Below are 13,488 nucleotides of genomic sequence, written 5' to 3'. Positions count from 1 at the left end.
TCCTCCCCCGTTTGCGGGGGAGGGGGGCCATGCGAAGCATGGCGGAGGGGGCATCAATGCACCCTGCAAATGACCTTTTCCTGGCCGCGCGCGCGGCCATGGCGAAAGCCTACGCGCCTTATTCGAAGTTCCCCGTCGGCGCGGCGATCCGCACCGAGGACGGGCGCGTTTTCGCCGGCTGCAACATCGAGGTCGCCTCCTATCCCGAGGGCTGGTGCGCGGAGACGACCGCGCTCGGCCACTACGTCATGGGAGGCGGGGGGAAGATCACGGAGATCGCCGTGACGGCCGAGAAGATGGCGAGGATCACGCCCTGCGGCGGCTGCCGGCAGCGGCTCGCCGAGTTCGCCGGACCGGAAGCCAAGCTCTATCTCTGCGACGAGACCGGCATCGTCGAGACCCGCACGATGGGCGAGATGCTGCCGCTCGGTTTCGAAGGGGGCACGCTCAGATGAAGGCTTCCGTCGACGCGCTCACCGAACGGCTCAAGGGCCGCATGCCGAAGACCGCGCTGGTGCTCGGTTCCGGCCTGGGCGACCTGGTCGACGAGATTGGAAACGCGATCCGCATCCCCTATGGCGAGCTTCCCGGCTTTCCGAAGAGCGGGGTGACGGGCCATGCCGGCCAGATCGTCGCCGGCGACCTTGCCGGCGTGCCGGTGCTGATGCTTGCCGGCCGCGCGCATTATTACGAGCACGGCGATGCGGCGGCGATGCGCCCGGCGCTGGAGGCGCTCGCGGGGATCGGGATCGAGAAGCTGATCCTCACCAATGCCGCCGGCTCGCTCGAACCCGACATGCTGCCCGGCTCGGTGATGCTGATCACCGACCACATCAATTTCTCCGGCACCAACCCGTTGTTCGGCGAGCCGAGCGACCGCCGTTTCGTGGGCCTGACGGAGGCCTATGACGCGGGCATGCGCGCCGCCTTCGAGCGCGCCGCCGAGGCGACCGCGACGGTGCTGCACAAGGGCGTCTATATGTGGTTTTCCGGCCCGTCCTTCGAAACGCCGGCCGAGATCCGCATGGCGCGCCTGATGGGCGCGCATGCGGTCGGCATGTCGACGGTGCCGGAAGTCATCCTCGCCCGCTTCCTCGGCCTGCGCGTCGCCGCCTGCTCGGTGATCACCAATCTCGCGGCCGGCATGACGGGGGCCGAGCTGTCGCATGACGAGACCAAGGAAATGGCGCCGCTGGGCGGCAAGCGGCTCGCCACGATCCTCAAGCGGATGCTCGCGGATGGGCTGGATGGGTAGGACGAAAAGCGGTCGGATATGACGGCATTCCTTCGCGCCCCCCTCTGTCCGGGATTGGCCGGCTGACATGCTCCCGCAGGAGATCGTCCGCAAAAAACGCGACCGCCGGGCACTGTCGCGCTCGGAGATCTCGGCTTTCGTCGAGGGGCTTTCCTCGGGTTCGTTCTCCGAGGGTCAGGTGGCGGCGCTCGCCATGGCGATCTTCCTCAACGGGATGGGCCGCGAGGAGGCTGTGGCGCTGACGCTCGCCATGCGCGATTCCGGGACCGTGCTCGACTGGTCGAACCTTCCGGGGCCGGTCTCGGACAAGCATTCGACCGGTGGTGTCGGCGACAATGTCTCGCTGATGCTGGCGCCGATCGTGGCCGCCTGCGGCGTCTATGTCCCGATGATCTCCGGACGCGGCCTCGGCCACACCGGCGGCACGCTGGACAAGATGGATTCGATCCCCGGCTATGTCAGCCAGCCGGACAAGGCGCTGTTCCGCAAGGTGGTGCGCGAGGCGGGCTGCGCGATCATCGGCCAGACGGCCGACCTCGCTCCCGCCGACAAGCGCTTCTACGCGATCCGCGACGTCACCGGCACGGTCGAATCCGTTCCCCTCATCACCGCCTCGATCCTTTCCAAGAAGCTCGCCGCCGGCCTCCAGTCGCTCGTGCTCGACGTGAAGGCCGGCAACGGCGCCTTCATGGAGACGATGAAGGGCGCCAGGGCGCTGGCGTCGAGCCTGGTCGAGGTGGCGAACGGCGCCGGCCTGCCGACGACGGCGCTGGTCACCGACATGAGCCAGCCGCTGGCAAGCGCCGCCGGCAATGCCGTTGAGGTCCGCCACGCCGTCGATTTCCTCACCGGCCGCCTGCGCGAACGCAGGGTCGCGGAGGTGACGCTGGCACTTTGCGGGGAGATGCTGATGTCGGCGGGCCGTGCCGCTTCGCACCGCGAATGCGCAGCCATGGCCCGCGAGGCGCTGGAAAGCGGCCGCGCGATTGAGGTGTTCGGGCACATGGTGGCGGCACTCGGCGGACCGGCGGATTTCGTGGAGAAAGCCGACGCCTATCTCCCGAAAGCCAGGTTCGAGCTTGCCGTTAAGACGGCGAAGCCGGGCTTCGTCACCGCGATCCGGACGCGCGGGATAGGCCTTGCCGTGGTCGAGCTCGGCGGCGGGCGCCGGCGGCCGGAGGACCGCATCGACCGTTCCGTCGGCATCGTTTCGCTGCTGCCGGTCGGCGCGGAGGTCTCCGTCGGCGACGATCTCGCCGTGATACATGCCGGCAGCGAGAACGACGCGCGGGCTGCGGCTGCGCAAGTGCTTGCGGCCTACGTCGTCGACGAACGCAAGCCGCGCGCTTCGGTCACCGTGCTACGCCGGATCGCCCCCGGTTCCGGCGATCATTAAACCGTTCGGTTGACTTTTACTCGGTGGCGGCTATATTCAACCTTATGGTTGAACAAGAGCCCGCCATTCTCGATGCCGTCTTTCACGCGCTTTCCGATCCGACCCGGCGTGCGATGCTGCGCACCTTGTCGGAAGGCGAATGCAGCATAGGTGAGTTGGCAGCGCCCTTTTCGATGTCCTTCGCCGGGGCTTCGAAGCATGTGAAGGTGCTGGAGGCAGCGGGACTGGTCCGGCGCGAGGTCGCCGGCAGGACGCATCGCTGCCGCCTGGACGCGGCCGCGCTCGCCGAAGCCGAGGCATGGCTGCGCCATTACGAGCGGTTCTGGACCGGCCGGCTCGACATGCTCGAAGCGCTCCTGCGGGCGGAAGACACCGAAACCAGGAATCCGAAAGGAGAAGGCCAATGACCACGAAAAAGCGGGCCGTGATCGTGACCCGCAGGTTCGACGTTTCCGCGGAACGGGTCTTCGACGCATGGCTCGATCCGGAAACGGCGCGCAAATGGCTGTTCACCACCGGAGAAGGCGCGCTCGTGCGTGCCGAGGTCGATGCGCGCGTCGGCGGGCGGTTCGCCTTCGTCGACAGGCGCGACGATGTCGATGTCGAGCATGTCGGCGAGTATCTGGAGATAGACCGGCCCGATCGCCTCGTCTTCTCCTTCGCCGTGCCGATGTACAGCCCCGAATATGACCGGGTGACGATCGAGATCAGGCGGCTCGACAAGGGCTGCGAGCTGACGCTCACCAACGAGATGTCGCCCGGGATCTACGAGGAATGGGGCGAGGGCACGAAGGAAGGCTGGACGAAGATGCTCGGCACGCTGGCCGAGAGGCTCGAAGCCTGAGAGGATATTGCCATGCTGGACAGGACAGGAGACGGACGAGGCATCATAACCGAGCCGCGCACGGTACGGATCGAGCGGCTGCTGCCAGGGCCTGTCGAGCGGATCTGGGATTATCTGACCGATTCCGGAATGCGCCGCAAATGGCTGGCCTTCGGTCCGATGGAGCCCCGGGTCGGCGGCCGTGTGGAGCACCTCTTCCGGCACCGCGAACTGTCGGCGGAGGCGACGCCCGAACGTTACAGGAAGTTCGAGGACAGTCCCGCCCTGTTCGGCGAGGTGACGCAATGGGATCCGCCACGCCTGCTCGCCTACACCTGGCCGGGCGACGACGGAGCGAGCGAGGTCACCTTCGAGCTCTTTCCGGAGGGCAAGGACGTGCTGATGGTGCTCACCCATCGCCGGCTCGCCGACGAGGAGACCATGGTCAGCGTCGCCAGCGGCTGGGACGCGCATCTCGGCATCCTCGTCGACCGGCTCAACGGGGTCGAACCGCGCGGCTTCTGGTCGACCCATGCGCGGGTCGAGGAGACCTATCGCGGGCAGTTCGCCTTGACGACGGAAAACGGAACGACGCCCGAGCATACGGTGCGGGTGGAGCGGGTTTTCGATGCCTCACCGGGCTCGCTCTACGCTGCCTGGACGGATCCCCGGATCATGGGCCGGTGGTTCGGCAGGGTGGAGGCCGATGTCCGCGTCGGCGGGCGCTACCGTGTCGAGAGCGACGGAGACGCCGGCGAAGTCTATGTCCATGGCGGACGCTATCTGGCGCTGGAGCCGGAGCGCTTCGTCAAGCAGACCTTCGCCGTCGATAGCGGCGAGGCCAGTCCCTACACGCAGGAATTCATCGCAATTTCGCTGCACGACCTTCCGGATGGCCGAACCCGGCTCGTGCTCGACAATGGCTGGAACGGCCAGGCGCCCGGCGAGGAAGGGATCGAGGCGACGAAACAGGGCTGGTCGATGTGGCTCGACCTGATCGACGAGATGTTCGATCGCCACCCCGAACTGAGGAGGAAGACATGAGCGTTCGCTATGAAGGTGGCCGCAACATCGCGATGAAGGTGCCGCCGCACCAGTACGAGGCCACCGTCGCGTTCTATCGCGATACCCTCGGACTCGAGCAGCTTTGCGGCCACGAGCCGGCGGTCGGCTTCGTGTTCGGATCGAACCAGCTCTGGATCGACAAGGCGCCGGCGGCGAGCCAGGCCGAGATATGGCTCGAGGTGGTCACGCGGGACAAGGACGCCGCAGCCGCGCATCTGGAAGGGGCGGGCGTGGTGCGCTGCGACGAGATCGAGCCGCTCGGGCCGAGCTTCCGGGGCTTCTGGATATCGAGCCCGAGCTCGATCATCCATCTCGTCGACGAAAAACAGACCGCGTGGTGAGGAGAAAGCCGATGGAAACACGCAAACCGCCCGTGGCCGTAGCCGAGATGCTCATCCGCGCGCCGGTCGAGAAGGTGTTCGGGGCGATGACCGATCCCGAGATCACCTCCAAATTCTGGTTCAGCAGGGGCAGCGGCCCGCTCGAAGCCGGCAAGGAGGTGCGGTGGGACTGGGAATTCTACGGCGTCTCCTCGAATGTCGCCGTCAGGGAATTCGAACGAAACCGGCGTGTTCTTTTCGAATGGTGGTCGGATGGGGAAAAGCCGACGACGGTCGAATGGAAGTTCACCGCGCGGCCCGACGGAACTACCTTCCTCAGCGCCGCGAACTGGGGCTTTGAAGGCGAGGGCGCGGTAGAGCACGCGATCGGGTCGACCGAAGGCTTCACGCTCGTGCTTGCCGGGCTCAAGGCGTATCTCGAGCACGGCATCGGGCTCACCCTCGTGCGGGACCGTTTTCCCGACGGCGTTGGAGGCGAGGCATGATCAGGATTCACATTACCAGCGTGATCGTGGACGACCAGGCCAAGGCGGAAGCGTTCTATGTCGACAAGCTCGGCTTCCGGAAGAAGCACGATATCCCGGCCGGCGGCGCACGCTGGCTCACCGTGGAGAACGTCGACGGTTCCGGCGTCGAGCTTCTGCTCGAACCCTGCGGTTACGATTTCGCCAAGACCTGGCAGTCGACCCTCTACGACAACGGCATTCCCATCACCTCCTTCGGCGTCGACGACATCAAGGCCGAGGTGAAGCGTCTCCGCGAAGCCGGCGTCGTCGTGCGCGGCGAGCCGTCGGAGGCGAGGGAAGGCATGCCTTCGGTCGTTACGATCGAGGACGGCTGCGGCAACCTGCTGATGCTGGTCGAACAGCCCTGATCAGCCGCCTGGCCGGCGGCGGAACTGGATCAGCTCCGCGTCGTGATAGGTGCCGCGTGCCGTCTCGCGGAATCCGAAATTCGTCGCGACGCGGATCGACGCCGCGTTGGCGGGCGCTATGATCGCGCTCTGAGCGCGGGTGGGGTGGTTCGCGTCCGCCCAGCCGAGCAGGGCGGCCACCGCTTCCCGCGCAAATCCCCTGCCGTGCAGGTCGGGGGTGATCGCCCAGCCGCATTCCAGCGTGCCCGCAAGCGAAGGCTCGATCGCGCGCCGCACGTCCTGCACGCCGGCCTCGCCGATCAGCCGCCCTTCATGCTCGATCGCCCAGAAGCCGAAGCCGAGCGTGGCCCACATGCCGCGATAGCGCAGGATGCGGCCCCACGCCGCCTCGGTATCGAGCGGCTTGCCGCCGATGAAGCGGACAACGTCCGGATCCGCCCACAGAGCGGCGTAGGAGGGGAGGTCCTCCGGCCGGTGCTCGCGCAGAACCAGGCGCTGCGTGCTCAGGACGGGAACGTCGCTCATGCGGAGGCGAGGCGCTCTGCGATGAGGGCCGCAAGGCGTGCGGCGACCTCATCCTTGCCTGCCTCGGGCCATTCCTCCACGCCTTCGGCGGAAACGATCCGGACGCGGTTGCGGTCGCCGCCCATCACGCCGGCCGCGCCGATGCCGCTGTCGTGGGAGACGTCGTTGGCGACGATCAGGTCGGCACCCTTTTTGGCGAGCTTCGCGCGGGCATTGTCGACGACGTTCTGCGTCTCGGCGGCGAAGCCCACCACCAGCTTCGGCCTCTTGGCATGGTGTCCGACGGTCGAGAGAATATCGGGGTTCTCGACCATCTGCAGCGCAGGCGGTCCTTTGCCGGCTTCCTTCTTGATCTTCTGGCCGGTCTTCGTGTCGGTGCGCCAGTCGGCCACGGCGGCGACGAAGACCGCGGCATCGGCGGGAAGATTGGCCTCCACCGCCTCGAGCATCTGCTCCGCAGTCTCGACATGGGTCGTCGTCGCGCCGGTTGGATCGGCAATGGCGACAGGGCCCGAAACAAGCCGCACATCCGCTCCGAGCCGCGCGAGCGCGGCGGCGAGCGCATGGCCCTGCTTGCCCGAGGAACGGTTGGCGATATAGCGGACCGGGTCGATCGGCTCGTGCGTCGGCCCCGAGGTAACGATGATGCGGCGGCCGGCGAGCGGCTTGGGCGCGCCGTCGAGCAGCGCTTCGATCGCCGCCACGATCTCCAGCGGCTCGGCCATGCGGCCTTCGCCCGCCTCGTTGCTTTCGGCCATTTCGCCCTTTGCCGGGCCGACGAAGCGGATGCCGTCTTTCTCCAGGATGGCGCGGTTGCGGCGCGTGGCGGGATGCCGCCACATGCGCGGGTTCATCGCGGGGGCGATGAGCACCGGCTTGTCGGTGGCCATCAGCACCGTCGAGGCGAGATCGTTGGCAAGGCCATGCGCCATCTTCGCCATGAGATCGGCCGTCGCCGGCGCGACCACGAGAAGATCGGCCTCCCGCGACAGCCGGATATGGCCGACGTCGTGCTCGTCCTGCCGGTCGAAAAGCTCGGTGAAGACGTGGTCGGCCGACAGGGCGCCGACCGCAAGCGGCGTGACGAATTCCTGCGCAGCGCTGGTCATCGCGCAGCGTACCGCGGCGCCGCGCTCGCGCAGGCGGCGGATCAGATCGAGGCATTTGTAGGCCGCGATGCCGCCGCCGATGATGAGAAGGATGCGTTTGCCGGAGAGTGTCATGCCCTTGTCTAAGCTTCCCACGGATTGATGATCTCTACGCCGCAATCCTCGAAATCCGAGACATTGCGCGTCGCGATGGTCAGCGAGCGCGTCTGCGCGATCGCGGCGATCTGGGCATCGAGTTCGCGTACCACGCGGCCGATGCGGTGCCGATGCGCGGAAATCCTGGCATAGGCCGAGGCGTCATGCGCGTCGAAACTCTGGATCGGGTTGACGATCTTTTCCGTCAGAAAGCGCTCGATGACATTCGCCAGTTCCAGCTTTCTCCTACCATCCGGGAGTATGGCCATGCCGTAAAGCAATTCAGCCGTCGTGATGGACGAAACGAACAGATCTTCGATCGGCACGGACGACAGCCACTTCGCTACCTTCGGCTCCGGGTGTGGTCTGAACGTTTCAGAGATCACATTCGTGTCCAGCAGGATCATGATCAATCGAAAGCCGGAGGGTCGCGCGTTGGAAGCGCGCGCTCGGGAATATCGAGATCGAACCCGCCATGCGGCTCGACCAGCTCCCGTATCGCATCATAGAGATTGGTGTGCCGCCGCTTCGGCCCTTCTTCCGTGGCGATCGCCTGGCGCAGAATGGTCCTGATCTCCTCCTCAAGGGAAAGGCCATGCCTCGCGGCGCGCAGGCGCAGGCTCTGCTTGGTCTCATCTTCCAGGTTACGGATCGTCAGCGTAGCCATTCGTGACAGCCTCCTGCAATGACTGCAATGTAGGCATTGCTAGCATTGCAGTCAATTTCGTGCTTACAGCAGTTCCACGGCAATCCAGACCAGCGCGGCGGCGATCACCCAGAGGGCGAGGCGGCCGGAGCGTGTGTGCCGTGCCTCGGCCCGGCCGATCGCCTCGGCGGTGGCGGCGTCGAACCGCAGGCCGTTCTCGGCCATCGCGTCGATCTCGCGCGACAGCCGCTCGGTGCGGGTGGCGAGGTCGGGCGCCTGCCGTGCCAGCGAGACGAGGGCGTGAAGGCCGTCGCGCGCGTCGTCGATCACGGCGCGCGGGCCGAGATTGGCCCTAATCCAGTGGCCGACCACGGGCTCCGACGCCTTCCACATGTTGAAGGCCGGGTCGAGCGTGCGCGCCACGCCTTCGACCACCACCATGGTCTTCTGGAGGAGCACCAGTTCGGGCCGCGTCTCCATGTCGAAGAGTTCGGTCACCTCGAAGAGCAGGGTCAAAAGCCGCGCCATCGAGATCGTCTCGGCCGGCTGCCCGTGGATCGGCTCGCCGATCGCCCGGATCGCCTGAGCGAAGGCGTTGACGTCATGGCTGCGCGGCACATAGCCGGCTTCGAAATGCACTTCGGCGACGCGCTGATAGTCGCGCGTGATGAAGCCGTAGAGGATTTCCGCGAGGAAGCGCCGCTCCTTCTTGCCGAGCCGGCCGGCGATGCCGAGGTCGACGGCGGCGATCATGCCGTCCGCTTCCACGAAGATATTGCCGGGATGCATGTCGGCATGAAAGAAACCGTCCCGCAGCGTATGCCGCAGGAAGGACTGGATCAGGACGACGGCGAGATGCTCGAGGTCGTGGCCGGCGGCGCGCAGGCCGTCGACGTCGTTGAGCTTGATGCCGTCGATCCACTCCATGGTGACGACGTCGCGGCCGGTGCGTTCCCAATCCACCCACGGCACGCGGAAACCGGGATCCTCCCTGGTGTTCTCGCCGAGTTCGGAAAGGGCCGCCGCCTCGAGCCGCAGATCCATCTCGATCCTGGTGGTCTGCGCCAGCGTGCGCGCCACCTCGACCGGCTTCAGCCGGCGCGTGGCGGGCATATGGCGCTCCTGCAGGCGGGCCGCGAGGAAGAAGCCTTCGAGATCGTTGGCGAAGCGCCGCCTGACGCCGGGGCGGATCACCTTGACGGCCACCTTGGTCGGCACGCCGTCGCGGAGGATTTCGCCGGGATGCACCTGCGCGATCGACGCGGCCGCGATCGGCTCTTCGAGCCGCTGGAACAATTCGCCGATCGGGCGGCCGAGCGATTCCTCTATCTCCTGGACCGCTTCCTTTCTCGGAAAGGTCGCCATGCGGTCCTGCAGGCTGGCGAGATCGAACGCGATGTCGGCGCCGACCACGTCGGGCCTGGTCGCCAGGAACTGGCCGAGCTTGACATAGGAAGGCCCCAGCCGGTCGATCGCCTGCGCCAGGTTCTGGCTGCGCTCGCGGCCGCGCGCCTTGCGCCGCTCCAGAAGCCGTGTCAGCTGCCAGGCGAGCCGCGGCGTGCCCAAGAGCTGGTCGCCCGGAAGCGCGGCGAACACGCCTTCGCGGGTCATGATCCAGCCGGCCCGCGCCAGCCGGAAATATGCGGCAAGTGTGCTCATGCGGCGGAAGCTCTCAAAGCTTCCAGCCGGAATGCAACGCGGCGATGCCGCCCGAATAGTTGCGCCAGGTGACCCGGTCGAAGCCGGTGCTGCGGATCATCGCCGCGAAATTCTCCTGATTGGGGAATTTGCGGATCGATTCGACCAGGTAGCGATAGGGCTCGCCGTCGCCGGCGACCATCTGGCCGATGCGCGGGATGGCGTTGAACGACCAGGCTTCGTAGACCTTGTCGAGGAACGGCATCTCGACGTCGGAGAATTCGAGGCAGAGAAAGCGCCCGCCCGGCTTCAGCACGCGGTAGGCCTCGCAAAGCGCGGTTTCGATGCGGGGCACGTTGCGGATGCCGAAGGCGATCGTATAGGCGTCGAAGGTGGCGTCCTCGAAGGGCAGTTCCTCCGCATTCGCCTCGACGAAGGTGACGTGATCGCCGAGGCCGCGCTTGGCGGCGCGGTCATGCCCGACCTGGAGCATCGAGCCGTTGATGTCGAGCACCGTCGCGTGGCCGAGCCTTCCCGACGCCTCGACCATGCGGAAGGCGATGTCGCCGGTGCCGCCGGCGACGTCGAGCACCTGCCAGCTCGAACGCTTCGGCGGATTGAGCCAGGCGATCATCGCATCCTTCCAGACGCGGTGCAGGCCCGCCGACATCAGGTCGTTCATCAGGTCGTAGCGCCCGGCCACCTTGTGGAAGACCTCGTTGACGAGGCCCTGCTTCTCGCCGGCTCCGACATTGCGGAAACCATATGCGGTTTCCATGCCGCCCGCGGCGGTGGTGCGCTCCTGCGACATCTCTTCACCCGCTTTCGAGCCGTATCCGACCAACCGGAATCGCTACGTCACTCTATATGTTGTTCACATGCCGGATATCAAAGCCGCTTCCCGCGCTTCTGTGCCCGACGCTATAAATTCGGCGCGACCATAGCCGATCATCGGCCGTGAAGCTATTGTCGAAGCCGCGATGAAGGGACGCGGATGGAGTGGGGTTAATTTCATGATTTTGAAAGCGGAACTGCACTGCCACATCGAAGGCGCCGCGTCGCCCGAGCTGGTCGCGGCACAGGCGATGAAATACGGCAGGGATGTCGAACCGTTCATCAGGAACGGCTCCTTCGTCTGGCACGATTTCACGACTTTCCTGGCGGCTTATGATTTCGCCGCCGACCTGTTCCGCACGGAAGAGGACTATGCGCTGCTCGCCGAGCACTACCTGACCGGCCTTGCCCGCGACGGCGCCATCTACTGCGAGTTCTTCACCTCGCCCGACCATGCGGTGAAGGCGGGCCTGTCGCCCGAAGCCTATACCGGCGCGCTCGGCGAGGGGATTGCGCGGGCAAGGGCGAAGACGGGCATGGAAGGCCGCATGATCGTCACCGGCGTACGTCATTTCGGAACCGAATCGATCGAGGAGGCGGCGCGCTTCGCCGCCTCGTGCCGGCATCCTCTCGTCACCGGCTTCGGCGTCGCCGGCGACGAGCGCTCCGGTTCCATGAAGGACTATGTCCGCGCCTTCGAGATAGCGCGGGAAGCCGGCCTCGGCATCACCGTGCATGCCGGCGAGTTCGGCGGCTGGGAGAGCGTGCGCGACGCACTCGACCATGTTCGGCCCTCGCGCATCGGCCATGGCGTGCGCGCGATCGAGAATCCGGACCTCGTCAGGCGCATCGCGGACGAGGGCGTCGTTCTCGAAATCTGCCCGGTTTCCAATATCGAGCTGAAGGTGTTTTCGAGCTACGCCGACCATCCCTTTCCGCGCTTGCGGGCGGCGGGCTGCAAGGTGACGCTCAACTCCGACGATCCTCCCTATTTCTGGACGACGCTGCAGCGGGAATACGAGGTTGCCGCCGAGCACTTCGCGATGGGGGAGGCCGAGCTCGTCGCCGTCACCCGCACCGCCATCGAGGCGGCTTTCGTGGACGAGGCGACGCGCGGCGCGCTGCTTTCCCGGCTTGATCGGCCGCCCGAAGCGGAAAGCGGGCCGGGATAGCGAACGCGGACAAAAATTGTGGCTCGGGGCGTGCACAAACTATCTCGCATGCCGCCATGCCGCTAAGATCGAAGGCAAAATAGAGATTTCCGGAGATAGGAACATGGGCGTAACCGTCGTCGACCACCCGCTTGTCCAGCACAAGCTCACCATCATGCGCGACAAGGAAACGTCGACGGCGGGCTTTCGCCGGCTCCTGCGCGAGATATCGCTGCTGCTCTGCTACGAGGTCACCCGCGACCTCGAGCTGACGACGAAGACCATCGAGACGCCGATGCAGACGATGGAGGCGCCGACGCTGGAGGGCAAGAAGCTGGTCTTCGCCTCCGTGCTCCGCGCCGGCAACGGCCTGCTCGACGGCATGCTCGACCTGGTGCCGGCCGCCCGCGTCGCCCATATCGGCCTCTACCGCGACCATGAGACGTTGCAGGCGGTGGAATATTTCTTCAAGGCGCCGAGCGATCTCGGCGACCGCCTGGTGATCGTCGTCGACCCGATGCTCGCCACCGCCAATTCGGCGATCGCGGCCATCGACAAGCTCAAGGAGCGCGGCGCCACCAATATCCGCTTCCTCTGCCTGCTGGCGGCGCCCGAGGGGATCGAGCGCTTCACCACGGCGCATCCCGACGTCGACGTCTTCACCGCCTCGATTGACGAGCGGCTGAACGAGAAGGGCTATATCGTTCCCGGCCTGGGCGACGCGGGCGACCGCATGTACGGCACCAAATAGCCGATGGCTGCCGCCCGACCGATCAACACCGCCGCCATCGAGAAGGGCACGGGAAAGACCTGGCAGGCCTGGCTGGTCTTTCTGGAGGAAATCGGGGCGGCGGAGCTCTCTCACACGGAGATCGCGCGTCGTGTCGGCGACACCGGCGAGGCATCGGGCTGGTGGGCGCAGTCGATCACCGTCGCCTATGAACAGCATATCGGCCGCCGCCTGCCCGGCCAGGACGGCGACGGGTCGTTTCAGCTTTCGGTGACGAAGACGCTGCCTGGAACCATGGACGAGGCGATGGCGGCGTGGCAAGCGCTCGCCGGACGCCGCACCGACTTCTCGGGCGTCGCGATCGCCAGCGGTCCGCGGATGAGCGCGACGGAGAAATGGCGCCGTTGGGGCGCCACGCTCGAAGACCGCAGCCGCGTCATCGCCTCGGTCAACCAGAAGACGCCGGACAAGGCGGGATTCGCCGTCACGCATCAAAAGCTCGCCTCCGCCGAAGCGGCGGAGGTCTGGCGCGCCTTCTGGAAGGACTTTCTCAAGGCGTTTTGATCGGAGTGCGGTCGGCACCAGCCCGGGATGTGCAGCCGATCCGACCCAAGTCCTGCAAGCAGGCGTTGCTCAAGCAAAAAGCCCCCGCCATGGCGAGGGCCTTATTTGGTGCTGTCGAAGCTTGTTAACAGCCAGACCGCCTCTTCTGAACTGCTAGATATAGCAATCTCCAAGTACAACAAATACGGTCCGGATGCAACTATATCGGGGGCCCACATAGGCTAACTCGGGACTCACATATGTGACGCCCTATAAAAAAATTACATCAAGTCAGAAGGTGAGGCTCCTAACTCTATTGCAATCATGCCACGCTAATCCGAGTTCGTTTTTTCTGTATGTCAGCGCTTTGGATTGGGCTAACCAGAAGGCACAATTGCAATTGCGAATCATGATACATTCGAT

At 65.8% G+C, this 13,488-nt stretch carries 18 protein-coding genes; 12 read left to right on the top strand and 6 right to left on the bottom strand.

The window, feature by feature from the left end:
- Nucleotides 1-56 precede the first annotated feature (56 nt).
- From cdd to XW59_RS01010, 9 genes are all read left to right on the top strand, one after another.
- Nucleotides 57-455, top strand: a complete 399-nt coding sequence (cdd, locus tag XW59_RS01050) for a cytidine deaminase (protein ID WP_047147032.1) — start codon at nucleotides 57-59, stop codon at nucleotides 453-455.
- Nucleotides 452-1,255, top strand: coding sequence for a purine-nucleoside phosphorylase (locus XW59_RS01045; protein WP_047147033.1), 804 nt, complete (start codon nucleotides 452-454; stop codon nucleotides 1,253-1,255). Before cdd ends, XW59_RS01045 begins: the two co-directional genes overlap by 4 nt.
- 67 nt (nucleotides 1,256-1,322) lie before the next feature.
- A complete protein-coding gene (deoA, locus tag XW59_RS01040) occupies nucleotides 1,323-2,651 on the top strand; it encodes a thymidine phosphorylase (protein WP_047147034.1) in 1,329 nt (442 codons plus the stop codon).
- 44 nt (nucleotides 2,652-2,695) lie between these two features.
- Nucleotides 2,696-3,058, top strand: a complete 363-nt coding sequence (locus XW59_RS01035) for a metalloregulator ArsR/SmtB family transcription factor (protein ID WP_047147035.1) — start codon at nucleotides 2,696-2,698, stop codon at nucleotides 3,056-3,058.
- Nucleotides 3,055-3,495 carry an SRPBCC domain-containing protein gene (locus tag XW59_RS01030; protein ID WP_047147036.1) on the top strand — a complete coding sequence of 147 codons (441 nt, stop codon included), beginning with the start codon at nucleotides 3,055-3,057 and terminating at the stop codon, nucleotides 3,493-3,495. Before XW59_RS01035 ends, XW59_RS01030 begins: the two co-directional genes overlap by 4 nt.
- A gap of 12 nt (nucleotides 3,496-3,507) precedes the next feature.
- Nucleotides 3,508-4,518 carry an SRPBCC domain-containing protein gene (locus XW59_RS01025; protein WP_137326956.1) on the top strand — a complete coding sequence of 337 codons (1,011 nt, stop codon included), beginning with the start codon at nucleotides 3,508-3,510 and terminating at the stop codon, nucleotides 4,516-4,518.
- Nucleotides 4,515-4,880, top strand: a complete 366-nt coding sequence (locus tag XW59_RS01020) for a glyoxalase/bleomycin resistance/dioxygenase family protein (protein ID WP_047147037.1) — start codon at nucleotides 4,515-4,517, stop codon at nucleotides 4,878-4,880. The genes XW59_RS01025 and XW59_RS01020 overlap by 4 nt, the downstream gene beginning before the upstream one ends.
- 11 nt (nucleotides 4,881-4,891) lie before the next feature.
- Nucleotides 4,892-5,365, top strand: a complete 474-nt coding sequence (locus tag XW59_RS01015; RefSeq protein WP_047147038.1) for an SRPBCC family protein — start codon at nucleotides 4,892-4,894, stop codon at nucleotides 5,363-5,365.
- Nucleotides 5,362-5,754: a VOC family protein gene (locus XW59_RS01010; RefSeq protein WP_047147039.1), complete on the top strand. Its 393-nt coding sequence runs from the start codon at nucleotides 5,362-5,364 to the stop codon at nucleotides 5,752-5,754. Before XW59_RS01015 ends, XW59_RS01010 begins: the two co-directional genes overlap by 4 nt.
- On the opposite strand, the gene XW59_RS01005 is transcribed toward XW59_RS01010, so the two are convergent.
- The 6 genes from XW59_RS01005 to ubiE form a co-directional block, all read right to left on the bottom strand.
- Nucleotides 5,755-6,279, bottom strand: a complete 525-nt coding sequence (locus XW59_RS01005) for a GNAT family N-acetyltransferase (RefSeq protein WP_047147040.1) — start codon at nucleotides 6,277-6,279, stop codon at nucleotides 5,755-5,757. It abuts the gene before it with no gap.
- Nucleotides 6,276-7,502 (bottom strand): bifunctional phosphopantothenoylcysteine decarboxylase/phosphopantothenate--cysteine ligase CoaBC, encoded by a 1,227-nt coding sequence (gene coaBC, locus XW59_RS01000; protein WP_137326955.1) that lies wholly within the window; start codon nucleotides 7,500-7,502, stop codon nucleotides 6,276-6,278. The genes XW59_RS01005 and coaBC overlap by 4 nt, the downstream gene beginning before the upstream one ends.
- An 8-nt stretch (nucleotides 7,503-7,510) precedes the next feature.
- Nucleotides 7,511-7,930 (bottom strand): type II toxin-antitoxin system VapC family toxin, encoded by a 420-nt coding sequence (locus XW59_RS00995; RefSeq protein WP_047147042.1) that lies wholly within the window; start codon nucleotides 7,928-7,930, stop codon nucleotides 7,511-7,513.
- Between the two features lie 2 nt (nucleotides 7,931-7,932).
- On the bottom strand, nucleotides 7,933-8,190 hold the full coding sequence (locus tag XW59_RS00990) for a hypothetical protein (protein WP_047147043.1): 258 nt from the start codon (nucleotides 8,188-8,190) through the stop codon (nucleotides 7,933-7,935).
- Between the two features lie 63 nt (nucleotides 8,191-8,253).
- Complete coding sequence (gene ubiB, locus XW59_RS00985; protein WP_047147044.1) at nucleotides 8,254-9,828, bottom strand: 2-polyprenylphenol 6-hydroxylase; 1,575 nt, start codon at nucleotides 9,826-9,828, stop codon at nucleotides 8,254-8,256.
- A gap of 13 nt (nucleotides 9,829-9,841) precedes the next feature.
- The gene (gene ubiE / locus XW59_RS00980) at nucleotides 9,842-10,618 is read right to left on the bottom strand and encodes a bifunctional demethylmenaquinone methyltransferase/2-methoxy-6-polyprenyl-1,4-benzoquinol methylase UbiE (RefSeq protein ID WP_047147214.1); all 777 of its coding nucleotides are present in this window, start codon (nucleotides 10,616-10,618) and stop codon (nucleotides 9,842-9,844) included.
- A 202-nt stretch (nucleotides 10,619-10,820) separates the two neighbouring features.
- Here ubiE and XW59_RS00975 point away from each other — a divergent pair, with 202 nt between their 5' ends.
- From XW59_RS00975 to XW59_RS00965, 3 genes are all read left to right on the top strand, one after another.
- The gene (locus XW59_RS00975; RefSeq protein ID WP_047147045.1) at nucleotides 10,821-11,813 is read left to right on the top strand and encodes an adenosine deaminase; all 993 of its coding nucleotides are present in this window, start codon (nucleotides 10,821-10,823) and stop codon (nucleotides 11,811-11,813) included.
- Between the two features lie 103 nt (nucleotides 11,814-11,916).
- A complete protein-coding gene (gene upp, locus XW59_RS00970; RefSeq protein ID WP_047147046.1) occupies nucleotides 11,917-12,543 on the top strand; it encodes a uracil phosphoribosyltransferase in 627 nt (208 codons plus the stop codon).
- A gap of 3 nt (nucleotides 12,544-12,546) precedes the next feature.
- Nucleotides 12,547-13,086, top strand: a complete 540-nt coding sequence (locus XW59_RS00965) for a hypothetical protein (protein ID WP_047147047.1) — start codon at nucleotides 12,547-12,549, stop codon at nucleotides 13,084-13,086.
- The last annotated feature ends 402 nt before the right edge of the window (nucleotides 13,087-13,488 follow it).

The sequence above is a fragment of the Aquamicrobium sp. LC103 genome, assembly GCF_001014615.2.
Classification (GTDB): domain Bacteria; phylum Pseudomonadota; class Alphaproteobacteria; order Rhizobiales; family Rhizobiaceae; genus LBCQ02.
This window is presented reverse-complemented; position numbering and strand designations above follow the sequence as displayed.